The sequence below is a fragment of the Sorangium sp. So ce693 genome, assembly GCF_051521375.1.
Lineage (GTDB): Bacteria > Myxococcota_A > Polyangia > Polyangiales > Polyangiaceae > Sorangium > Sorangium atrum.
This window is the reverse complement of sequence record NZ_CP150347.1, coordinates 2,985,904-3,009,051: the sequence shown is the minus strand read 5'-3', so window position 1 is coordinate 3,009,051 and position 23,148 is coordinate 2,985,904. Positions and strand designations below refer to the sequence as shown.

Below are 23,148 nucleotides of genomic sequence, written 5' to 3'. Positions count from 1 at the left end.
CCCCTACCCCCCGCCGCTCGCCCGCGCCGCGCACGCCGCGGCGATCGCCTCCGCCCCCGCCTCTCGCGCCGCGATCTCGCACGCGCGCCACGCCGCGAGCCGCTCGGGCCCCGCGGCGCCACGCGGCGCCGCCGCGACCCGCGCCTCGACCGAGCGCGCGAAGGCGTCCAGCGCCGCCTCGTCCCCGCGCTCCGACAGGAGCGCGCCCAGCGTGAGCGCCGCGTGCGCGACCTGCCGCTCCGCGCCCGGGTACATCTCCTCCGAGAGCGCCTCGACGAGCGCCGGGAGGTCGCGGCGCGCCGCGGCCTCGCGCGCCCGCACCTCGGGCCCCGCGGCCTCGGCCCCTGCGACGCCGAGGCGCCGCTCCAGGTAGCCGACCACCGAGCGTGCGACGCGCTGGAACGACGCGAGCCCGTCGGTCGGCGCCTCGAGCACGCCGCCTCCGCCCCGCGCGCCCGCGACGTCGAGATCGAGCACGATGACGAGATCCTCCCGCTCCCCGATGACCAGGAGGTCGTGCGCCCAGTCGAGCGAGCGCTCCTCCGCGAGCCACGCCGTCGCCCGCGCGACGTCGCCGCGCGGCAGGATGAGCGTCCCGTCCGGGAGCGCGATGCCGTCCGCCGCCGCGTAGAGCGCCGCGAGATCCGGCGGCTCGGCCAGCGCGAGGGACCACGCGCCCGCCCCTGCCGCCGGGGGCCGCGCCTCCACGCCGGAGCGCGCGAGCAGCGCGGCGACGCGCGACGCGAGCACGAGAGCCGCGCTCATGGAGCCGGCACCCGCCCGCGGGGCGCGTCCGCGAGGTTCTGGAGGAAGCCGTGGGCCTGCGCGGCAGCCGCTGGCACGTCGAAGATCACGAAGTGCCCGTCGCTCCCCTCGGGGACCGGCCACTGCGCGAGCAACCCCGACGCGCGGCCGTCGGCGAGGTTGCCGGCGAGCCCTCCGGGCGGCACCTCGACGGGCTCTGGGCCGCCGAAGCCGTACTCTCGGATCGGACGCTGCGCAGGCAACTGCAGCGGCAAGCGCATCGCCAGCGCGTGCATCTCGATGCCGCGAGGCGGCGCGAACGTGTCGCCGGTGCCATCCGGGTTGATGCCCTCGGTCATGTAGATGCTCTTCGGCGCGAAGCCGTCGCGGGGCGCGACGAACAGGCGCGCAGCGTAGTGGATCGGATCGACAACGTCGACGATCGACTGCGCGAGCGAGATCGCGGGGTGGAACTCGTTCACCTCGCCGTCCTCCTCGCCCATCAGCCCGAGGAAGACCGACTTGACCAGCGCCGCGATGCTCGGCGGCGGGTTCGTCTTCTCGAGCAGGGTGACCGACATGACGGCCGATGCCCCGGAGAGCACACCGCCCCGCGCCGAGTCGTCCGCCGCGAGGTAGAGCGGCCCGTTGAGCCCGCCCTGGGAGTGCCCGAAGAACAGGATCTTCGACGGGTCGAACCGGATCTGCTCCCCCGTGCTGGACACGGCGGCGGGCACCGCCATCCGCGACTCGGTGAAGAGGCGCGCCCGCTGCACCTCGTCGAGCGCCGACTGCCGCGCGTTCGTCCGCGCCGCGGCCACGTTCTGCACGTTGTAGTAGAGGAGCCCGGCCTGCGACGGATCCTGCGGCGCCTCCGGGCGCGCGCCGTGGAAGATCTGGTCCACGCCCATGACCGCGAGGCACCGCTCCGCGAGCTCCTGGCCGGTGCCGCGGCGGACGTAGGAGCGGTAGTCGCCGCCGGTGCCGTGAGCGAAGAGCACGACGGGGTAGCCGGCCTCCGGCATGGGGCAGCGGCTCGCGTTGGGGACCGTGAGCGAGAAGCGCAGGTCGAAGTAGCTCGCGATCACCGGCTCGCCGGCCTTGCTCCCGAAGCCGCCGCCGTCGTCGTGGCTCAGGTACGGCGCCCGGCCGATCTGGTAGTTCGGAGACGGGCCGTACACGCCGGCGTACTCGTCGCACGTCGCCTTGTGGCTGAGGCGCCGCCAGAGCGCGGGCCGCGCCTCCGGCGGCGGGACGTTCGCGAGCAGGTGGTCGCGCAGCGCGAAGAGCTCCGCGGTGGGGTCGGACGTGGTGAACACCGTGAGGTGAACGATGCGCTCCCGGTCGACGCCCGCGGCCTCGATCTCGTCCACCGCCGGCGCCAGCGCCTCCCTGACGGCGTCGGACGTGACGCCGGCCTGGCCGATCCCGAGCGCGTCGCGCAGCTCCGGGCTCGCCTCCACCGCGCCGCCGCCCTCGCCGCGCACCGCGTCCGTGACGACGAGCGCGTACCGGGTCCGCGGCCGGAGCGGGAAGCCCATCACGGGCATGAAGGCGAGGGTGTTCGCGGGCCAGTAAACGCCGGCCTCACGCCGGAAATAGATCGAGATCGGCCGCCGCGCTCCGCGCTCCGGCGAGCCCGGATCCACGTCGATGAGCTGCACCGTCCCGAGGGGGCTCATGGCGAGCGCGGGCGTCGACGGGAACGAGGAGACGTCGATCGGCCCGGCGAACCGCAGGAACCCCGCCGCCGCCGGAGAGAAGCCGTCGAGGACCGAGTCCATCTCGTGGATGTACTCGTCGAGGATCCTGAGGCGCCGCGGGTTGTTGTAGCCGTCGAGCCGAACCAGGCCGCCCTCGCGGCGCAGATCGCTCGGCCACGGCGCGTCGAAGAACCGCTCTCCTCGGAGCTCGCCGTGCCGCGCAGGCGAGACCCAGATGGACGAGACGCTCGGACGCGCATCGCCGCAGCCGAGCGCCGCGACGAGCGACGATGCCGCGGCCGTCGCCGCAGCGAGGGAGGGGCGCATGAGGGCATGGTGGCGCATGCATTCGTCGAGATCGACGGTTCGAGCTCGCGCTGAAGCAGGCAGACCACCGCGGCGCGCGCGGCGCTTCGTCGCGAACGCGCTCGCCTTCATCACCGGTGCGCATGCAGCTCCGTCGCGGACGCGCGCGAGCCAGAGCACACGGCACGCCCGCTCTGGCCGTACTCCATGCTCTCCGCCCACTACGTTCCAGGCGACGCTCGGCGGACGCCGAGCGCGGTGAGCGCGACGAGCGCGACGAGAAACCAAGCGCCAGTCGAGCGAGGAGAGCGACGAAATCGAGGCCGATCCGCGCGTTCCGTCGCGAGACGGCCGACTCCGACCTCAGCGGGCGGGCGGCGCTGCGAGCGCCGACGAGGGTGACTTCGCCTTGTGCTTCATATATATATGATTTAGGTGCTCCGGATGTCCCTGGAAGGCAGGATCGCGCTCGTCACGGGTGGGGGTCGCGGCATCGGCAGGGCGATCGCCGAGCGGCTGGCGCAGGGCGGCGCGCGCGTCGCCGTCGCAGGCCGCACGCAGGCCGAGATCGAGGAGACGGCCGCGGCCATCGGGGGCGTCGCCGTCCGGCTCGACGTCGGCGATCGCGAGGGCGCGCCGCCGGCGATCGCCGCGCTCGAAGGCCAGCTCGGGCACATCGACGTGCTCGTCAACAACGCGGGCGTCGCCGAGAGCGCGCCGTTCGACAGGACCAGCGACGCGCTCTGGGACCGCATGCTCGCGGTCAACGTGACCGGCGCCTTCGCGCTCTGCCGCGCCCTGATCCCGAAGATGATCGCGCGCGGGTTCGGGCGCGTCGTCAACGTCGCCTCGACCGCCGGGCTCGTCGGGTGCGCCTACTCGACCGCGTACTGCGCGTCGAAGCACGCCATGGTCGGCATGACCCGCGCCATCGCGGTGGAGATCGCCCGGACGCCGGTGACCATCAACTGCGTCTGCCCCGGGTGGGTCAACACGAGGATGGCGGACGAGGCGATCTCCCGCATCGCCGAGAAGACCGGGCGGGGCGAGGACGCGGCGCGGCGGTCGCTCGAGTCGATGTCGCCTCAGGGCCGGATGGTCGAGCCCGCCGAGGTCGCGCTCGTCGTGGCGATGCTCTGCAGCGACGAGGCGCGCAGCATCCATGGCCAGGCGATCCCGGTCGACGGGGGGCAGGTGATGCGGTGAACGGCGATCTCGAGATCGTGCAGCCGGCCGGGTGGCCTGCGCCGCGAGGCTACGCCAACGGCGTCGTGACGCGCGGCAGGACGCTGCACATCGCGGGGCAGATCGGGTGGGACCCCGCGTCCGGGCAGCTCCGGAGCGACGATCTGGCCGAGCAGTTCGCCCAGGCGCTCGACAACGTGCTCGCGGTCGTCGCGGCCGCCGGCGGGGAGCCGGGCGACGTCGCGCGCATGACCGTCTACGTGACCGATCTCGAGGCGTACAGGGGCTCGCTCCGCGCGATCGGCGCCGCGTGGCGGGCGCGGTTCGGCAAGCACTTCCCGGCGATGGCCCTCGTCGGCGTCGCGGGGCTCGTCGAGCGGCGCGCGCTCGTGGAGATCGAGGCCGTCGCGGCGCTCGACGCGCGCGGCGAGGCCGCGGCCCAGGGCGCGGCCGTGGAGATCGACGCGGCCGCGGCGGCGCCGCCCTCCACGGGCGCGCGCGGCGAGGGCGGCCCGTGAGGCGCGGGGCGCCGGCGAGGCGGCCGCTCGCCGTGGTCCCCCCGCCGGAGAGCGCGCGCGGCGACCAGGCGGCCGTGCGCGCCTGGGTGCGCATCCTCGCCGTCCACAAGCGCGCGCTCGCGGCCATCCGCGAGGACCTGGAGCACGAGATGACCCTCCCGCGCTTCGACCTCCTGGCGAACCTCGTGCGCAGCGACGGGCAGACGCTCGCGTCGCTCTCCCGCAGCATGCTCGTCACGGCGGGCAACCTCACCGGGCTCGTCGATCGCGCGGCGCGCGACGGCATGGTCGAGCGGCGCGCCGACCCGAGCGACCGCCGCGCGTGGCGGGTGCACCTGACCGCCAAGGGGCAGCGCGCGTTCCGCGACGCCGAGCGGCGGCACGCCGCGCGCGTGGCAAAGGTGTTCTCCGGGCTGAGCCCGGCCGAGCTCTCCACGCTGACGCGGCTGCTCGACAAGCTGCGCACCACGCTCCGCGAGCCGGACATGCCCGTCCCGTCGCGCCCCGGCAGCGCCCGCGCTCACGCCGAGCGGAGCGCGCGCAGCCCCCCGCGGCGCACGCGGACGAAGCCCTGATCGCGCGAGGCTCGCCTCCGACGCGCACCGGACCCAGGAGATCCCCATGACCCTCACACCCCGCTCCTTCCAGCTCGAGATCAGCCGCGGCGTCGCGGAGATCACGCTGAGCCGCCCCGACCGCCTGAACGCCCTCACCTTCGAGGTCTACGGCGAGCTCACGGCGACGTTCCGCTCGCTCGAGCGCTCGGCCGCGCGCGCGGTCGTGCTCACCGGAGCGGGGCGCGGCTTCTGCTCGGGCGGCGACGTCGAGGGGATCATCGCCGAGCTGTTCGCGCGCGACGCGCGGGGGCTGCTCGAGTTCACCCGCGCGACCGGCGCGCTGATCCAGAGCATCTGCGAGCTCCGGCGCCCGGTCATCGCCGCCGTCAACGGGGTCGCCGTCGGCGCGGGCGCGGTGATCGCCGCCGCGTGCGACCTGCGCATCGCCGCGGCGAGCGCCCGCTTCGGGTTCATCTTCCCCAAGGTCGGCCTGTCCGGCGCCGACATGGGCGCCTCGTACCTCCTGCCGCGCATCGTCGGCCAGGGGCGCGCCGCCGAGCTGCTCTTCTTCGGCGATCTCATCGGCGCCGACGAGGCGCTCCGCATCGGCCTCGTGAACCGCGTCGTCGCCGACAGCGACGCGCTGGGCGTGGCGCGCGGCTGGGCCGAGCGCCTCGCGCGCGGGCCGGCGTTCGCGCACGCGATGACCAAGCAGATGCTCGAGAGCGAGCGCACGATGCCCCTCGCCGCCGCGATCGAGGCCGAGGCGCAGGCGCAGGCCATCTGCATGGCCCACCCCGACTTCCGCGAGGCCCACGAGGCGAACAGGGCGAAGCGGCCGCCGCGCTTCGAGGGCGCCGATCTCGGCGACGCGCCGGCCGCGCCCGGCGACGCCGACGCGCCCCCCACCCCGCGGTCCACCGGCCTGGAGACGCCCCGCGTATGAGCAGGCTCGCGCTCTCCTCGGCCGATCTCCCCGTCTTCTTCGAGGAGCGCCACGCCGCGCTCGCCGCGCGGCTGACGCCCGAGGCGCTCGCGCCGCTCGCGCGGCTCGCCGAAGCGCACGACGCCGCCGCCGTGGCGCGCTGCATGGGCGAGCCGCTCGGGCTCTACGCGCACCTCGTCCCCGAGGCGCTCGGCGGCGCGCCGAGCGGCGGCGGCGTCCCCGCGGACGCGACCGCCATCGACGTGCGCTCGCTCGTCCTCATCCGCGAGGCGCTCGGCCAGGTCGCCCCGCTCGCCGACGCGATCTTCGCGGTGCAAGGGCTCGGCTCGTACCCGATCGTGCTGGCCGGCAGCGACGCGCAGCGCCGCGCGATCCTGCCCGACGTGCTCTCGGGGCGGCGCATCGGGGCCTTCGCGCTGACCGAGCCCGAGGCGGGCAGCGACGTCGCCTCGCTGAGGACCGAGGCCCGCCGCGAGGGCGACGGATGGGTCCTCGACGGCGAGAAGGTGCTGATCTCGAACGTGCCGCTCGCGCACCACGTCGTGGTCTTCGCCCGCACGGGCGCGCCGCCGCGCGACGGCGGCGCGGCGGGCGAGCGCGGCGGCGGGCGCGCCGCGATCACCGCGTTCCTCGTCGACAGCGGCGCGAAGGGCGTCGCCTCGGAGCCGCTCCCGATGTCGGTCCCGCACCCGATCGGCCGGCTCCGCTTCGAGGGCTGCCGCGTGCCGGACAGCGCGCGGCTCGGCGAGGTGGGCGGCGGCTTCAAGCTCGCGATGCAGACGCTCGACGCCTTCCGGATCTCGGTCGGCGCGGCGGCGAACGGGATGGCGGCGCGCGCGCTCCGCGAGGCGATCGCCCACGTCACGCGGAGGAGGCAGTTCGGGGCGCCCCTGTCCGAGCAGCAGATGGTGCGCGCCTACCTCGCCGAGATGGCGACCGAGCTCGACGCGGCCCGCCTGCTCGTCGCCCGCGCGGCCCACAAGCGCGACACGGCGGCGGCGCGCGTCTCGACCGAGGCGGCCATGGCGAAGATGTTCGCCACCGAGGCGGCGCAGCGGATCATCGACCGCGCGGTCCAGCTCCACGGCGGCATGGGGGTCATCGAGGGGACCGAGGTCGAGCGGCTGTACCGCGAGATCAGGCCGCTGCGCATCTACGAGGGGACGACGGAGATCCAGAAGCTCATCATCGCGAAGGGCATCCTCGAGCGCGCCGCCGCCGAGCCCCCGGCCGACGAGCGCGCTCGCGACGGGGCGCGGTAGCCATGTGGAAGCCGCCGGAGCGGATCCGCCACGCGCTGCCCCGCGAGGAGCCTCCGGCCGCGGGCGAGGCGGCGCGCGCGCGCCTCTTCTCGCCGCTCCGCCTCGCCTCGGGCCTCGAGCTCGCCGAGCGCTCGTGGGTGCCCGCGATGGTTCCATGGCGCGCGACGGAGGAGGGCGTCGTCACGCAGGACGTGCTCGACTGGTACGGCCGCTTCGCCGACGGTCAGCCCGGCGCCCTGGTTGTCGAGGCGACCGGGATCCGCGACGTGCCGAGCGGCCCGCTGCTCCGCGTCGGACACGATCGGTTCGTCCCTGGGCTCCGGGAGCTCGTCCGGACGGTCCGCGCGCGGAGCGCCGGCCGGACGCGCGTGTTCCTGCAGCTCATCGACTTCCTCCGCATCCGCAGGCGCCCGCCGAAGGACAGGTTCCTGCGGGAGTTCCTGGAGATCACCGGCGCGCACCGGCGCGCCCTGTCCGAGGCGCTCGAGGAGCCGCCGCTCCGGGACGCGCCGGAGCTCGAGGTGCGCGCGCGGCTGCTCGCGCTCGACGACGCTCGGCTCGAGGCCGTGCTCGCGCCTCGCGAGCTCGAGGCGCTGCGCTTCGGCGAGCGGGAGCGCGTCACCGACGTCGCGCTCCCGCACATCCGCGACCTGCCGCGGACGCTCCCCGGCCTGTTCGCCGCGGCCGCCGTGAGGGCGCGCGAGGCGGGCTTCGACGGCGTCGAGCTCCACTACGCGCACGCCTACACCATGGCCTCGTTCCTGTCCGCGCTGAACACCCGCTCGGACGGCTACGGCGGCGATCGCGAGCGCCGCGCGCGCCTCCCGCTCGAGGTCTACGCGGCGGTGCGCGCCGCCGTCTCCTCTCGCTTCACGGTGGGCTGCCGCTTCCTCTGTGACGACGTCATCGCGGGGGGCAGCCGGGTCGACGACGCGGCGTTCTTCGCGATCGCGTTCGCGCGCGCCGGCATGGATTTCCTCTCGCTGTCGACCGGCGGCAAGTTCGAGGACGCGAAGCAGCCCAAGGTCGGCGAGGCCGCGTACCCCTACACCGGCCCGAGCGGGTACGAGTGCATGCCGACCGCGCTCTCGGACGCGGCGGGGCCGTTCGGGCGGCAGGTGCCGAAGCAGGCGCAGATCCGGCGCGCCCTGCGCGCGTCCGGCCTCGGCACGCCGGTCGTCGTGGCGGGGGGGATCTGCACGTTCGCCCAGGCCGAGGCGATCCTCGCGCGCGACGAGGCCGATCTCATCGGGGCGGCACGGCAGACGCTCGCGGATCCCGACTGGTTCCTGAAGGTGCGGCTCGGCCGCAGCGGCGAGGTCCGGCGCTGCATCTATTCCAATTACTGCGAGGCGCTCGATCAGCGCCACCGACCCGTGACGTGTCAGCTCTGGGATCGCGAGGGGCTCGACGAGCCGGGGGTCGCGACCACGGAGGGCGGAAAGCGGCGGCTCACGGCGCCGCGATGGAGGCGAGAGGAGGCGTGACGATGACCGCACCGACGTTCCCTGACGAGTTCAACCTCGCCGACTACTTGCTGTTCGATCGGCTGCGCGAGGGGCTCGGCGACAAGGTCGCGCTGCTCTTCGGCGATCAGCGGCACACCTACGCCGACGTCGCCGAGAAGGTCCGGATGCTCCAGGCGCACCTCGCCGTCGAAGACGTCGCGCTCGAGCAGCGGGTGCTCATCGTCCTGCACGACTCGCCCGCGTTCGTCTGGTCCTTCTTCGCGGCGCTGGGCCACGGCGCGGTCGTGGCGATGGGCAACCCCGAGGCGCCCGCGCCCGACCTCGCGCACCTCGTCGAGTACACGCGCGCCGCCGCGGTCGTCACGATCCCGCGCGTGGCCGAGGCGCTCGCGCTTCAAGGCGCGCTCGCGGCCACGAACGTCCGCACCGTCGTGCTGGTGCCCGAGGTCCCGACCGGCGGCGATCTCGAGGCCGATCTCCCGGTCTCGCCGGCCCTCGCGGCGCTTCGGGGTACCTCGCTCCGCGGCGCCCTCGCGCAGGGGCGCGCGGCGCTCGCGGCGAAGCGCGCCCCGGCAGGCCCCCGCCCCACCCGGCGCGACGACGTCGCCATCTGGCTGTTCACGTCCGGCTCCACCGGCAGGAGCAAGGCGGCCATGCACACGCACCGCGACTTCGCCTTCAACACCGAGCGCTACGCCAAGGCGACCGTTGGCTACCGCAAGGACGACATCACCGTCTCGGTGCCGCGCCTCTTCTTCGGCTACGCAACGGGCACCAACCTGATGTTCCCCTTCGCCGTCGGGGCGACGTCCGGCCTCTTCGTCGAGCGGCCCACGCCGGAGTCGCTCGCGCGGTACATCGAGCGCTATCGCCCGACGGTCGTCACCAACGTCCCGACGATGATGGGCAAGCTGCTCGATCACGACGACGCCCTCGCGGCGCGCGGCGAGCCGCGCCTCGATCTCTCCAGCGTCCGCTTCCACCTGTCCGCGGGCGAGGCGCTGCCGCCGGCGCTCCTCGAGCGCTTCCGCGGGCGGTTCCACGCCGACGTCTATGACGGCATCGGCTCCGCGGAGATGTTCCACATCTACTGCACGAACCGCCCCGGCGATGTGCGCCCGGGGTCGCTCGGCCGCGTCGTGGAGGGGTACACGATCAAGATCCTCTCCTCGGACGCGGCCGGGCCGGGCGCGCCCGAGCTCCCGCCAGGCGAGACCGGCGTCATGTGGGTGAAGGGCGACTCGGTCGCGCTCGGCTACTTCCAGGATCGCGAGAAGAGCTGGGGCACCTTCCACGGCCACTGGTGCCGCACCGGGGATCTCTTCCGCATGGATGCCGAGGGTTACCTCTGGTTCAGCGGGCGCGCCGACGAGCTGCTCAAGGTGGGCGGCGTCTGGGTCGCGCCGGTCGAGGTGGAGGAGTGCCTGACCGAGCACCCGGCCGTCAGCCTCGCCGCCGTGATCGGCGCCGAGGAGGCGGGCCTCGTGAAGCCGAAGGCGTTCATCGTGGTCCGCGACGACGCGCGCGGCCGCGTCGCCACCGACGAGGGGAGGGCCGAGCTCGCCCAGGAGCTCAAGGCCTTCGTGAAGGATCGGCTGAGCAAGCACAAGTACCCGCGCTGGGTCGCCTTCGTCGATGACATCCCGAGGAACGATCGCGGCAAGGCCGATCGCAAGGCGCTCCGGCAGCGCGAGGTCGCCGGCGAGAACCCGGCGGGCCTGTAGCCCATGCAGGCCGCGCCGCGCCTCGCGGAGCTCACGACCGAGGAGCTCGCCGCGCTCCTCTCGGCCGGCGCGCCGTGCGTCGCGCTCGTGCCGGTCGGCTCGGTCGAGCCGCACGGCCCGCACCTGCCGCTCGGTACGGACACGCTCATCGGCGAGGCCGCGGCCGAGCAGGCCGGCCGCCGGCTGTGGGAGCGAGGCGTCGCCGCGCTCGTCGCCCCGCCCGTCGGTTATGGCGTGACCGACTTCGCGGCAGGCTTCGCGGGCGCGATCTCGATCCCGGCGCCCGCGCTCACCGCCTTTCTGCGCGCCGTCGCCGAGGCCTACCTGTCGGCCGGCCTGGCCCATGTCTGCTTCATCAACAACCACCTCGAGCCGGAGCACGACCGCGCCGTGCGCGCCGCCGCCAGCGACCTGCCCCTGGGCCGCGCCTCCGTCGCGTGTCCGCTCGCGCGCCGCTGGGCACGGACGCTCTCCGCGGAGTTCCGGAGCGGCGCCTGCCACGCGGGCCGTTACGAGACCTCGCTCGTCCTCGCCGCGGCCTCCGCGCTCGTCCGGAGAGACATCGCCCATGCGCTGCCCGATCTCGCGCTGAGCCTGTCGGAGGGAATTCAAGCAGGGGTGAAGAGCTTCCGCGCCCTGGGCATGGACGCCGCCTATACCGGCTCTCCGCGCGAGGCATCCGAGGACGAAGGCCGTGCGTTGCTCGATCTGCTCGCGACGATGGTCGTGACCGAGGTCGAGGAGGGGCTCTCCAGGGCTGCCGGTCACGAGCCCATGCCAGGAAAAGGCAGCGGGTAAGCCAAACGGTGGCCAGGTAGACAAAAGTAGGCGCCTCTGCCCCATCGCCACTGCCTCACGCTCGCCTGAACGGCAGAATCCGCCATCGACTCACGCGCCTCGGCAAGCTGAACAGGTCACTCAGGCCGCGCGCGCCGCGTGGAAGCGCGCAGAACGTAGAACGTGAGCGACATCACAAATGTGCTTCACGGCGCTCGACAATCACCATCGACTTGAGCAATAATGATTATTTTTGTCCTGACATCACAAGCAATATTATCAGATTTTCGACAACAAGCCTCGCTTCCCAATTGACGTATTCAAAGAGAAGCCGTAAAACGGTATCGTTTTCCTCGCGCGCTGTTTGACGCCAGAACGATCCGACGGCTGACCTGATGAAGGTGATGCTTTACGGCGCGCATCCAGATGGTGGTTTTGGCGGGGGCGCTCTCTGGCGTTCCTGCGCGATGGCATCACATGCAGCCTCGCGGGCGGAGCTGGCCCGGCGATGCGGATCGGAGAGCATCATGAGGAATCGAACGATCGTGCGAGGGTCTCGGCATCTGCTCCTGGCCTCTCTTGCCGCCGCCTCCGGCGCGGCGCTCGCCGGGTGCGTTGGCGTACAAGACGAAGGTGGCGAGCTGCTCGGTGAGGCGCAGCAGGCCGTGACGGTCTGTGTGACTCTCCAGCGCACCGGGACGACGGGCGTGGTCAAGGATGCCCTCCTCAATTCGACCTATCCCAACTACACGCCCACCGGGGCCGACATGTACGCCGGCGAGAGCTCCGGTTCCCAGATGCGCGCGCTGATCGCGTTCGATCTCTCGTCGATCCCTGCCAACGCCACCATCGTCTCAGCGGATCTCTCCCTCAACATAGGTGCCGCGCCCCCCCCGGGTGTGATGCGGGCGCACCGGATCACGACGGCCTGGGACGAGAACACGGTGACGTGGAACTCGCACTCGGCCGCCTGGGATCCGACGGTCCTGGGGTACCTCACGGCGGACGCCGGATACAACTACTCTTACCACACGCTCAGCCTCACCGAGCTTGTGCAGAGCTGGGTGAGCGGCGCCGTCCAGAACCACGGCGTGCTCTTCGAGCAAACCACGAGTCGCACCCACATCAGAACGAGCGAGGCATCGCTGGATAGGCGGCCGTCTCTCCGCGTCTGCTACGACAGCGCGACGGGGGGCACGACGGCGACGTCGAGCAGCTCCAGCTCCTCGACGACCTCCTCCACGACGGCGAGCTCCAGCTCCTCGACGACCTCCTCCACGACAGCGAGCTCCAGCTCCTCGACGACCTCCTCCACGACGGCGAGCTCCAGCTCCTCGACGACCTCCTCCACGACGGCGAGCTCCAGCAGCGCGGGCGGCGCCGGGGGCGCGGGCGGTGCGGGCGGCGCCGGGGGCGCGGGCGGCGCCGGGGGCGCGGGGGGTGGAGGCGGGGGCGGCGTGCCTGGCCTGCCGATCAGCTGCAACAGCAGCACCCCAGGCGCAGGTGCCAATTGCGGCGTCGAGGGGGGCGATAACTGCTGCTCTACCCTCCCGGTCCCGGGCGGCACGTTCAACCGGCTGAACAATGCGGGCCTGCCGGCGACGGTCAGCAGCTTCTACCTCGACAAGTACTCGGTCACGGTGGGGCGGTTCCGCCAGTACCTCGAGCAGACCGGCGGCCCGACCCAGGCCAACCCGCCGGCCGCCGGGGCGGGTGCACACCCGAAGATCGCGAACAGCGGCTGGGACCCGTCGTGGAACACTAACCTCACGGCCAACACGAGCGCGCTCAAGACGGCGCTCATCTGCGATCCCTATGGATGGCCGTCCTGGAGCGACACGCCGGCAGGTAAGGAGAAGAAGCCGATCGTCTGCGCGACGTGGTACGAGCTGTTCGCGTTCTGCGCGTGGGACGGCGGCCGGCTGCCGACCCAGGCGGAGGTCAACTACGCCTCTGCGGGCGGCAACGAGCAGCGCCTCTATCCGTGGGGCGGCTCGAGCGTCTACGATATCACGCTTCAGGACGCGTCCTGGTGCTGCCAGGGCGACGGCTCGGTGGCGGGCGACTGCGTCACTGGGTATCCGTCGCTCTATCCCTGCTCGCAGACGGACCTCACGGACGTCGGCAAGTTCCCCCATGGCGCCGGGCGGTGGGGTCACCTCGACCTGGCCGGCAACGCGTACAAGGCCACCCGCGACGGCTCGGACAACTATTCGCTGCTGACGCCCTGCAACGACTGCTCGCGGCTCGACAACAGCTCGAGCACGCGCTTCATGCACGGCGGCAGCTTCCTGGCCGCTGCCTTCAAGCAGACGACGGACTATCAGGTCTCCTACGCGGGCACCTCGCGGCGCTACTACGTCACAGCGACGTGCGCGCGCGATCTCCCCACGCCGTGACGCCGCTCCAGCCGGCGGCGCGGCGAGGCGGCCGCGCGCCGCGCTGGTGAAGCCGGCGGGCGCGGGTCCGGCCGCGCACGTCGCGCCAAGGCGCCCGCCGGCCCTGCCGGGCCTCCTGGCGCCTCCTGCCGGCGAGCCGCTCGCTCCCGTGCCCTCCCACGCTGCTGAACCCCCTTGAACTTGGCCCTCGTCGGCGCCTCCTGATACGCGCGCTCCATGCGCGTGAGAGGCGTCCTCCTCCTGCCGGCCATAGCGCTCGCGACGCTGAGCGTGAGCTGCCCGCGCCCTGCCTCCGAGCCAGCCGCGACGTCCCCGGCCCCTGCGCCCGCCGCCGCCGTCACCGCGCCGCTCGCCGCGACCGCGCCCGCCGTCGCTGCCCCGGCGTCCTCCACCGCCAGCGTCGAGGACGCCGCGCCGCCCAGCGCGGAGGCCGCGATGGCGCCGGGCGCTCTCGCGATGGCGCCGGGCGCTCTCGCGGCAGCGCCTGGCGGTGACCCGCTCGCGTTGCCGGCGCTGCCGCCGGAGCTCGTCGATGACGGATCCGACAAGCTGCCCGAGATCGATCCTCCCCCGGCCACCTCGCCGACGGCGGCCGAGGAGGAGGTCCACGAGCTCGCGAGCATCGCCAGGGAGACCTGGGTCTTCGCCGAGCCGCGCTGGACCAGCCGGCGGATCGGGTACCTGCGCGCCGGCGCCGTGGTCGCGCGCAGGCCGCAGCCGTCCGGCAGGACGTCGTGCGCCGAGGGCTGGTACCGCATCGAGCCGAACGGCTACGTCTGCATCGGCGCCAGTGCGACGCTCAACATTCACGACCTCGCGGTCGAGGCATCGTCTCGCCGCCCGGCCCGCCGGTTCGCTCCGCCCGCCTTGCCGGTCGTTCGTGGCGAGGCCGCGCCTGCCACAACACAGCCGGGCGAGACCCCAGTTGCCGCTGCGCAGACGGGCGAGACCACAATTGCCGCTGCGCAGCCGGGCGAGACCACAATTGCCGCTGCGCAGCCGGGCGAGGCGACAATTGCCGCAACGCAGCCGGGCGAGACCGCACTTGCCGCAACGCAGCCGGGCGCAAACGCATTTGCCGCGGCGCAGGCGGGCGAGGCCACACTTGCTGCAACGCAGCCGGGCGAGACCGCGCTTGCCACAACGCAGGCCGGCGCAAGTGCGCTTGCCGCAACGCAGGCCGGCGCAAGCGCACTTGCCGCAATGCGGGCAGGCGACGCGACAACCCTGCTCGGCGGCCTGCCCTACACGTACGTGATGTCTCGCTCCCCCACCCCGCTGCTCTATGCGCGCCTGCCCGACGAGGACGAGCAGCGCGGCGCCGAGCCCGACCTCGCCGCGCACCTGCTCCGCGCCGCGACCGCCGCGCGCGCGCCGGACTTCGTCGCGCCTCCGCCTCCGGACGTCACCCCCTCGGTCCTGCTCTATGGGCGGCCGGCGCCCGGGCTCGCCGGCGATCGCCGCTCGCCCGGCGCGCTCGTCCTGGGCCGCGCCCGGACGCGCTCCGGCTTCGCCCTGCTCTCGACCTTCGACCACGACGGGCGCCGCTTCGGCCTGACGACCGACCTCGCCGTCCTGCCGCTCGACCGCACCCGCGTCATCCGGCCGAGCGCCTTCGCCGGGCTGGCGCTCCCGGAGGGCGTCACCTTGCCCGTGGCCTTCGCCAGGCGCCGCCACGCCGCGCGCCTCGTCCCAGGCGAGCGCGGCGTCACCCGCGCCCCGCTCCGCTTTCGCGAGGCGATCCCGCTGTCCGGCGCATCGCGGCGTGTCGGCGGCATCGACTACCTCGAGGCGCGGGACGGCTCGCTCGTCCGCGCCGACGAGGTCGTGCGCGTCGACCCGCTCCCCAGGACCCCCGCGTGGGCGGTGCGCGGGCGGAAGTGGATCGACGTCTCGATCGACAAGCAGAGCCTCGTCGCCTACGAGGGCGCTCGCCCGGTCTACGTGACCCTTGTCTCGACGGGGGCCGACGGGCTCGGCGATCCCAAGACGACGCGCTCTACCATCCAGGGGCTGTTCCGCATCCACACGAAGCACGTCACGGTCACGATGGACGGCGACGAGGAGGAGGAGGATCCGTTCGACTTCCGCGACGTGCCTTTCGTCCAGTACTTCACGGAGGGCTTCGCGTTCCACGCGGCCTACTGGCACGACGATTTCGGCACCCCGCGCAGCCACGGTTGTGTGAACCTCTCTCCGCTCGACGCCGCCTGGCTGTTCGAGTGGACGACCCCCGAGGTGCCGGCCGAATGGCACGGCGCGCTCTCGCTACGGAAGGGCACGCTCGTCTCCATCCGCCCCTGAGCCGCCGGCCCGCCGGCGCTGCCCCTTCCGCGCCGCGCGAAGGCACGCTACACGCTCGCTCCATGGCCACCCAGGAGCCCCACTCGCTCGATCAGCTCATGGCGATCGATCCGCTGCTCTCCGAGGAAGAGCGCATGATCCGCGATGCCGTCCGTCGCTTCGTGCGCGAGCGGTACCTCCCGCGCGCCGCGGATCTGTTCGCGCGCGAGGAGTTCGCGACCGACCTGATCCCCCAGATCGCCGCGCTCGGCCTGCTCGGCGGCTCGCTGACCGGCTACGGCTGCGCCGGCATGAACTCGGTCGCATACGGCCTCGCGCTGCAGGAGCTCGAGTATGGCGACAGCGGCCTGCGCAGCTTCGTGAGCGTCCAGGGCTCGCTGGCGATGTATCCGATCTGGAAGTACGGCTCCGAGGCGCAGAAGCAGCGCTGGCTGCCGAGGATGGCCGCCGCCGAGCTGATCGGCTGCTTCGGCCTGACGGAGCCCGACAGCGGGTCGGATCCGAGCTCGATGAAGACACGCGCCCGGAAGGACGGGAGCTCGTACGTGCTGACGGGCACGAAGATGTGGATCACGAGCGCGCCCATCGCGGACCTCTGCGTTGTGTGGGCCAAGGTCGACGATGGAGGGGCCGAGTCCATCCGTGGCTTCGTGGTGGAGCGCGGGATGAAGGGCCTGGAGACCCCGCTCATCCACGGCAAGATGAGCCTGCGCGCCAGCCCGACAGGCGAGATCGTCCTGAACGAGGTGCGCGTACCGGAGGAGAACGTGCTCCCGGGCGTGGTCGGCCTGAAGGGCCCGCTCGGCTGCCTGACCCAGGCGCGCTTCGGCATCGCGTGGGGCGCGCTGGGCGCCGCGCGTGCCTGCTACGAGACGGCGGTCTCCTATGCGCGCGAGCGCACCCAGTTCGGCCAGCCGATCGCGTCACGGCAGCTCATCCAGTCCGAGCTCGTCGAGATGGCGACGGAGATCGCGAAGGGGCAGCTCATGGCGCTGCACTTCGGGCGGCTGAAGGACACGACCGGCATCAGCCCGGTGCAGGTCTCGCTGTGCAAGCGGAACAACGTCGGCTGGGCGCTCAAGATCGCGCGGACCGCGCGGAGCGTGCTCGGCGCGAACGGCATCCTGCTCGATTACCCGGTCATCCGGCACATGCTCAACCTGGAGAGCGTGTACACCTACGAGGGCACCGACGAGGTGCATTGCCTGATCCTCGGCAACGCGATCACGGGGCACAACGCGTTCTGATGGCAACCGCCCGGATTCTGCGCTGCCTCGGTCCCGAATCACCGTGATAGATGCCCCCGAAAGGGACTATCGCATCTCAACGCGGGTATGGATCGCTGTCCCAGTGGGTATGATCCAGGAGAGCCGTAGGCCCCCGGAGAGGGTGTTCGTGGGGCGGCGCGGGGGACGGACCGTTGTTTGAGCCCAATTGACGTTCTATCTCCGGCGTGCTGTGCACGCCGGAGATAGAACGTCAATTGGGCGAGTTCGGTGGGGCCCCCGCGCCGCCCCACGAACACCCTCTCCGGGGGCCGGGCAGTACGCCAAGACCTCTCCGCCGCCCCGCTCCCCTACCCCGTCTTCCCCGCCGCTTTCCTTCGCAGCCCCACCAGGAAGATCTCCACGCTGTTCGCCCGCGTCCCCTCGGGCCGGATGCTCCGGACCTCCTCGCAGAGGTTCCTCAGCGCGTCCCGGGCCTTCACGAAGTCCTCGCTCATGAAGATCTTCCCGACGAACGCCCCCCCCGGCGCGAGCAGCGCCTCGGCCACGGCCACGGCGCGCATGAACAGCTCGTAGCTCCGGGCCTGGTCGGCGATCTTGCTGCCGCTCGTCGCGGGCGCCATGTCCGACAGCACCACGTCGTACGGCGCGAACTGCGCGAGCGCCTCGTTCGTCAGCGACAGCGCGTCCCCCTGCACCACGGTCGCCTGCGGGCCGAACGCCGCCGTGATCGGCGACAGATCGACCGCGAGCAGCTTGCCCCCCGCGCCGATCCGCTGCGCCGCGTACATCGACCACGAGCCCGGCGCTGCGCCCAGGTCGAGCACCCGCTGGCCAGGGCGGAGCAGCCGCACCCGGCGATCGATCTCCTCGAGCTTGAAGACGCTGCGCGCAGGATAGCCCTGCGCCTTCGCCGCCTTCGTGAAGGCGTCAGGCCGCTTGTACGGGTTCTTCGGCTTCTGCGACACGGAGGGACACTCGGCAGGCACGACCGGCGGGGCGCTCGCTCACGGGAGCGCCACCGCCGTCGGCCGGGATCAGCCGCCCTTCTTCTTGGTCGGCTGCTGCACCGGCACGATCCCCTTGCCGCCGCGCTTCTTCACGGCGCCGCGGATCGTCACCACCTGGTTCTTCGGGCCGGGGACCGGACCCTCGATGAGGATCAGGTTGTCCTCGGGGAGGAGCTTCGCGATCTTGAGGTTGAGCGCGCTCACCGTCTCGTCGCCGTAGTGGCCGGGCATCTTCAGGCCGGGCAGCGTGCGGCCGGGGGTCATGTTCGTACCGATCGAGCCGCCGTGGCGGAAGTACTCGTGCGTACCGTGCGAGCTGACCGCGCCGGCGAAGCTCCACCGGCGGATGACGCCGCTGAAGCCGCGGCCGCGCGAGCGGCCCTGGGCGTCCACCCGCTGGCCCACCTCGAAGATCTCGTCGACCTTGAGCGTGCTGCCGAGCTCGTACTTCGCCGCGTGCTCCGGGCTGCAGCGCAGCTCGCGCACGATCCGCTTCGGCGTCTGCCCCGACTTCTTGTACGCGCCGGCGACCGGCTTCGTCGTGTGCTTCTCCGCCCGCTCGCCCAGGCCGAGGATGAGGGCGCTGTAGCCGTCCTTCTCGAGCGTGCGCTTGCCGATGACGACGCAGCCCGCCTGCACGACCGTGCAGCGCAGGACCTCGCCCGTCTCGTTGAAGATCTGCGTCATGCCGATCTTCTTGCCGATGATGCCGGGATGCTGATTCATGATGGGATTGCCTTGCTCGCTCCGTCTGGGGTGGCTGGGACTGGCTCCGCGCGGCGCGCCGCGAGAGCGATCCCCTCGGTGCGCCTCGTCACGAGCCGGTTCGGAGCGAAGAACCGGGGCGGCTTCCCGCCGGGCACGTTGGGGGGCGCAGAGCTTACCCACGGAGCCCCCAAAGGGAAGCGAAAACCACCGCCATAACGGTGATCCGCACTACATCTCTTCAAGACGCATCGCGTCACGATCGCCCGGACATTGTCCTTCTGGGCGGACATTTCCTGTCTCTCCCTGGCATCGAAGTTCCGAGGAGCGGGCCTCACATTGCCTCATTGGAGGTCACGGATGACAGACATCATCGCTCACGGTGAGCCGGACGACGTCGAGCGCCTCATGGATCGTTACTGGTTCCTCCTGAGAGGCGAATCGCACGGCGCCGCGGAAAACAGCGCGGGCGCGGCCCGGACCCGGGTGGTCCGCGACGGCGAGTTCGTCGTGGTGAGCATCGAGGCGTCGGCGCTCGGGTGGCCCGAGGGGACGCTGCTCTTCAGGTTCCGATCGGAGGTGGCCCCCTGCGCCGAGTGCATCGAGCGCGCCGCCGCGATCGCGCGCCACCGGACGCGCGGCATGCTCGGCTCGGGCGACGTGCGCGAGATGCTCCGCTTCGCCGTCGCCCGCTGCGCCGCGGCCGGGATCGACGTGGCCCACGCCGGCGCGCCCGCTCGAGGCGACGGGGCGCGCCGGGACGACGCGCCGGGCAGCGCGGGGGAGCCCGCCTCGGGGAGGCGCCGCGCGGCGCAGGACACGGGCGGCAGCGCGAAGCGCTACGACGCCGAGCTCTGGCTCATGCTCTGACAGCGCGCGCGCCTCGCGACGGGCGCGGCCGCGTCACGAGCCGACCACGTTGATGGTCGCCTTGACCATCGCCATCCAGCACTGAAGCACCATCTTCCCCTCCTTCTGCGGGGTGACGGCCACCTCGACCTGCGTGTTCAGCGGCAGGTCCTTCTCGATCTTCAGATCGGGAATCGCGATCGCCTTCAGACACTCGCTCTTCGTCGTCCGCGTGAAGCGCAGCACCACGGGCTCTCCCTTCTTCAGCTCGATCGTCGACGGGGAGAAGCCGCTGTCGTTCACCGCGATGTCGATGCGCTTGACGTTCGCCGGCGCGGCGAGCTCGGCGGCCGCCACCACCGGCGCCTCCTCGGCGGGCTTGCTGCAGGCGAGGGAGGACAGGGAGAGGGCAAACGCGGCGACGAGGAGCTGCAGGCTCATGGTCAGCGCGTTCTTACTCGGCCCAAATCGCGCGTCAAGCCGCCCTCCGGCCGTCCGCCCCGGGCAAGAGACCCGAGGGCGGTCAGGCGCGGGAGCGCGCGCGCCGTGGACGCGGCCGGTTCAGCTCGTCAACCGCGGCCCGAGAGGATCTGCAGAATCGACGAGAAGAGGTTGATGAAGTTGAGGTAGAGGTCGAGCGCGCCGCCGACGGGGTCCTCTTCGTTCGAGTGGAGCAGACGCGACGTGTTGTAGAGGACGTATCCCCCGAACACGAGGACGGACACGCTGGCGATCGCGAGGCCGAGGAGCGTGCTCCCGAGCAGGGCGTTCAGCAGCATCGCGCCGAGGACGACCATGGCGCCCATCACCAGCCCGCTGGCCATGAACGACAGGTCCTCCCTCGAGAGGAAGACACCCAGCGTGAGGCTCCCGAACGTGAGGACGGTCAGGATGAAGGTGTCCCGCACCGGGGCCGACGACAGCGTGCCGCCGAGGCCCGCCGCCGCCTGGGCCATGTAGAGCGCAGGCGCCGTGGTGACCCCCAGGACGGCCGCCATCCCGAAGAGCGCGAGGACGTTGACGCCGGGGATCTTGCGCACCGCGCGCGCGCCGAACATCACGCCGAACACGACGCCCATCGAGAGGATCGGGTGTTGCGCGAACAGCTCGACAACCGGCGGCATCGCGCGCCCCAGAGCCCCCTCCTCCACGTCCGGCGCCCCGATGTACAGCGCGCACATGGCGCCCAGGGAGGAGACGACAAGGCTCGCCGTGAAGAGCCCGTAGACCTTCTTGAGAAAGTCGATCCGCAGCGCCAGCTTCGGGCTGGCCGATACGCTCGCCCCGAGGGGACTCGCCTGGCGTGAGTTCATCTGCTGCGCTCCTCCTTCAGGGCATTTCGCCGCGGCTGCACGAGCGCCTAGTCGTGCACCATTCACCATGGACATGCAACACCGGCACGGCGCAGCCGTCGGCCATCTGCTGCCCGCAAAAAATCACGTTCCAGCGGCATAGCGCGCACATGGAGGGGCCGGCGCGGCGTGAACGGCGCGCTGACATCGTGCTCGCTTCTAACTAAAATCGGCCCGGGTCCAGAGAAAAATCTTTCACATCCGGCTAAAATCGGCCCCAATCCAGAGAAAAATCTCTCACATCCGGCAAACAACAGCGCGGATCCAGAGAAAAATCTCTCGCTTCCGACCAAACTAAGCCAAGATCCAGAGAAAAACCTCTCGCTTCCGGCGAAGAGAAGCGTGGATCCAGAAAAATCTCTCACTTCCGACGACAACCCGCTCGGCTGCAACGCCGGCGCCGGGCGACAGCGCCGTCGACCTGGCTGCGCGCGCCGTGGGAAGGATCCGAGAAAGGTCCAGAGCTCTTCTCGGCGCTGCGGAACAACGACCGCACACGCTCCCCAGCGGACCCGGAGCACGACCGTTCACGACGATCGACAATCGATGCCTCGGAACAAGCACCTTGCCAGGCCCAAGCGCTCACGCCGGACAGCAGGAGCGCGCCGCGCCCGGGCGCGCTCCTCTCCACGTCGCGCAGCCGCGATGGGCGCCCGCACGCGGCCCGTTGTCGCGCGCCGCACGCTCGTGTACGAAGGACAGCGAAGGATCACGAGCGCGCCGCGCAGCCCGGGGAGGACGAGGTTTCATGAACGTCACGACGATCGCCGTTGCCGACGTCGAGCCCGCAACGGCGCCGTTGCCGGGATTCGATAGCGAAGCTGCGGTGCAGAGCCTGCTCGTCTCCCAGATCGAGGCCTCCTACCGCCACCGCCTGCCCCTCGTGGGACGCACGGACCTCCACCCGCTCGTCCAGGCCGCCTATACCGCCTTCACCCAGCGCTATCCCCTCGTGCTCTCGCCCGACGTGGTCTGGCTCTGCCTGGCGCGCGGCTTCACCTTCCACCTCGCCGCGAACGACGAGCATCGACGCCGCTTCCTCCCCGACGATCGCGAGTTCGCGCTCGTCGTCGATCGCCCGGACTTCACCCTGGGCGACGTGAACCCGTGGCCGGCTTTGTTTCCGGACTTTTCCAGGCAGATTTCGTCCCGTGTCGGCTCGCTGCGGGACCTCGTGACATCCAATTTCTCCACCACGGGGCCTGTCGAGCGGGTGTCGTCGGAGCTCACGGTCGCGACCCCGCTCGCGCCGCACCACGCGTGGGAGCCGCCGTTCCCGGGCGACATGGAGTTCCCGCAGCGCGGGATCCCGCGCGTGTACCTGCTCGGCACGTCCGACGACTGGCGCTGGGTGCGCCAGCGCGTGGCGATGCTCGGCTCCGTCGGGCAAGATCGCTGGACCCGCGCGCTCCTGCCCGTGCTCGACCAGATCGCCGCCTCGGCGGAGGGGCGCGCCGACACGATGTTCTGGCGCGCGTTCTTCAGGTACGAGAGCTCGGCCGACGAGCTGACCGGGTGGATCCACGTGCTGTTTCCCTACCTGCGCGCCTGGCCCAACGACTACTTCGCCCCGAACCCCTATATCGAGACATGGCACGAGCGATGGCGGACGGCGGAGGCCCGGAGCGACGCGCTCGGGGGCCTCGGGAACCCGCAGGGACCAGGGCTCTCCGAGGTGCCGCCCGGCCTGACCAGCGCCCAGCTGCGCTTCATCGACGGGGGCAGGCGCGAGCACCCCATGGAGTTCATCAGCGGCCTCATCGGCGTCACGCAGGACCCGCACTCCCTCGCGCTGCTCCCGGAGTTCGTCTGGGCCATCGCGCACCAAGCCCCCGAATCGGCAGCGCAGCGCCCCGCCGAGGCCTCATGAGCCGCGCGCTCTACGGCGATTTCCGCCCACCTCTGCCACGTGCAGAGCGGCGGTCACCCGCACAGGAGACGGGCCCAGATCGGCGTTTTCGGCGCGCAAGCGCACTCCGGTGCGCTGAGCACCGAAAGCGCCGAGGTGGGCCCGTATCCGAAGCGGGTGACCGTCGCTCTAGTTCGGCGTGGACGGGCGGCGCACCCTGACATAGGATTGTGCGGTCCGCGACACGGCGACGCCATGCGTCG

19 protein-coding genes are annotated in these 23,148 nt (G+C 72.1%); 13 read left to right on the top strand and 6 right to left on the bottom strand.

All coding sequences use genetic code 11. The features are described from left to right. Nucleotides 1-3 precede the first annotated feature (3 nt). Together WMF14_RS11575 and WMF14_RS11570 are read right to left on the bottom strand one after the other, a co-directional pair. Nucleotides 4-765, bottom strand: a complete 762-nt coding sequence (locus WMF14_RS11575; RefSeq protein ID WP_437800851.1) for a hypothetical protein — start codon at nt 763-765, stop codon at nt 4-6. Next, nucleotides 762-2,774: a hypothetical protein gene (locus tag WMF14_RS11570; RefSeq protein WP_437800850.1), complete on the bottom strand. Its 2,013-nt coding sequence runs from the start codon at nt 2,772-2,774 to the stop codon at nt 762-764. Before WMF14_RS11570 ends, WMF14_RS11575 begins: the two co-directional genes overlap by 4 nt. Nucleotides 2,775-3,197: 423 nt before the next feature. Between WMF14_RS11570 and WMF14_RS11565 the strand changes: the two genes are divergently transcribed. The 11 genes from WMF14_RS11565 to WMF14_RS11515 all read left to right on the top strand — a co-directional run bounded on the left by WMF14_RS11565 (nt 3,198) and on the right by WMF14_RS11515 (nt 17,141). Next, the gene (locus tag WMF14_RS11565) at nt 3,198-3,959 is read left to right on the top strand and encodes an SDR family NAD(P)-dependent oxidoreductase (protein ID WP_437800848.1); all 762 of its coding nucleotides are present in this window, start codon (nt 3,198-3,200) and stop codon (nt 3,957-3,959) included. Beyond that, nucleotides 3,956-4,456, top strand: a complete 501-nt coding sequence (locus tag WMF14_RS11560; protein ID WP_437800846.1) for a RidA family protein — start codon at nt 3,956-3,958, stop codon at nt 4,454-4,456. The genes WMF14_RS11565 and WMF14_RS11560 overlap by 4 nt, the downstream gene beginning before the upstream one ends. Before the next feature lie 32 nt (nt 4,457-4,488). Then, on the top strand, nt 4,489-5,031 hold the full coding sequence (locus WMF14_RS11555; RefSeq protein ID WP_012234634.1) for a MarR family winged helix-turn-helix transcriptional regulator: 543 nt from the start codon (nt 4,489-4,491) through the stop codon (nt 5,029-5,031). Between the two features lie 40 nt (nt 5,032-5,071). Further along, nucleotides 5,072-5,959, top strand: coding sequence for an enoyl-CoA hydratase family protein (locus tag WMF14_RS11550; protein WP_437804185.1), 888 nt, complete (start codon nt 5,072-5,074; stop codon nt 5,957-5,959). After that, a complete protein-coding gene (locus WMF14_RS11545; RefSeq protein WP_437800844.1) occupies nt 5,956-7,221 on the top strand; it encodes an acyl-CoA dehydrogenase family protein in 1,266 nt (421 codons plus the stop codon). Before WMF14_RS11550 ends, WMF14_RS11545 begins: the two co-directional genes overlap by 4 nt. A gap of 2 nt (nt 7,222-7,223) precedes the next feature. Further along, nucleotides 7,224-8,708: an NADH:flavin oxidoreductase gene (locus WMF14_RS11540; protein WP_437800842.1), complete on the top strand. Its 1,485-nt coding sequence runs from the start codon at nt 7,224-7,226 to the stop codon at nt 8,706-8,708. 2 nt (nt 8,709-8,710) lie between these two features. Further along, nucleotides 8,711-10,414: a benzoate-CoA ligase family protein gene (locus WMF14_RS11535; RefSeq protein ID WP_437800841.1), complete on the top strand. Its 1,704-nt coding sequence runs from the start codon at nt 8,711-8,713 to the stop codon at nt 10,412-10,414. Between the two features lie 3 nt (nt 10,415-10,417). Beyond that, entirely contained in the window at nt 10,418-11,212 is a 795-nt protein-coding gene (locus tag WMF14_RS11530) for a creatininase family protein (protein ID WP_437328728.1), read from the top strand. A gap of 506 nt (nt 11,213-11,718) precedes the next feature. Continuing rightward, nucleotides 11,719-13,590, top strand: a complete 1,872-nt coding sequence (locus WMF14_RS11525; RefSeq protein WP_437800838.1) for a DNRLRE domain-containing protein — start codon at nt 11,719-11,721, stop codon at nt 13,588-13,590. A gap of 216 nt (nt 13,591-13,806) precedes the next feature. Further along, nucleotides 13,807-15,894: a L,D-transpeptidase family protein gene (locus WMF14_RS11520; RefSeq protein ID WP_437800836.1), complete on the top strand. Its 2,088-nt coding sequence runs from the start codon at nt 13,807-13,809 to the stop codon at nt 15,892-15,894. A 62-nt stretch (nt 15,895-15,956) separates the two neighbouring features. Beyond that, nucleotides 15,957-17,141: an acyl-CoA dehydrogenase family protein gene (locus WMF14_RS11515; RefSeq protein ID WP_437800835.1), complete on the top strand. Its 1,185-nt coding sequence runs from the start codon at nt 15,957-15,959 to the stop codon at nt 17,139-17,141. Between the two features lie 329 nt (nt 17,142-17,470). Here WMF14_RS11515 and WMF14_RS11510 read toward each other — a convergent pair whose 3' ends face one another. Both WMF14_RS11510 and rplC read right to left on the bottom strand, forming a co-directional pair. Then, nucleotides 17,471-18,088: an SAM-dependent methyltransferase gene (locus WMF14_RS11510; protein WP_437328725.1), complete on the bottom strand. Its 618-nt coding sequence runs from the start codon at nt 18,086-18,088 to the stop codon at nt 17,471-17,473. A gap of 69 nt (nt 18,089-18,157) precedes the next feature. After that, nucleotides 18,158-18,856 (bottom strand): 50S ribosomal protein L3, encoded by a 699-nt coding sequence (rplC, locus tag WMF14_RS11505; RefSeq protein WP_272101674.1) that lies wholly within the window; start codon nt 18,854-18,856, stop codon nt 18,158-18,160. Between the two features lie 339 nt (nt 18,857-19,195). Here rplC and WMF14_RS11500 point away from each other — a divergent pair, with 339 nt between their 5' ends. Further along, nucleotides 19,196-19,705 (top strand): hypothetical protein, encoded by a 510-nt coding sequence (locus WMF14_RS11500; RefSeq protein WP_437800833.1) that lies wholly within the window; start codon nt 19,196-19,198, stop codon nt 19,703-19,705. Nucleotides 19,706-19,738: 33 nt separating this feature from the next. Here WMF14_RS11500 and WMF14_RS11495 read toward each other — a convergent pair whose 3' ends face one another. Further along, a complete protein-coding gene (locus WMF14_RS11495) occupies nt 19,739-20,125 on the bottom strand; it encodes a cupredoxin domain-containing protein (RefSeq protein ID WP_272101672.1) in 387 nt (128 codons plus the stop codon). A gap of 128 nt (nt 20,126-20,253) precedes the next feature. Beyond that, nucleotides 20,254-20,997, bottom strand: a complete 744-nt coding sequence (locus tag WMF14_RS11490) for a Bax inhibitor-1/YccA family protein (protein ID WP_272101671.1) — start codon at nt 20,995-20,997, stop codon at nt 20,254-20,256. A gap of 787 nt (nt 20,998-21,784) precedes the next feature. On the opposite strand from WMF14_RS11490, the gene WMF14_RS11485 reads away from it, so the two are divergent. Further along, nucleotides 21,785-22,906, top strand: a complete 1,122-nt coding sequence (locus WMF14_RS11485; RefSeq protein ID WP_437800830.1) for a DUF4419 domain-containing protein — start codon at nt 21,785-21,787, stop codon at nt 22,904-22,906. Nucleotides 22,907-23,148 lie beyond the last annotated feature (242 nt).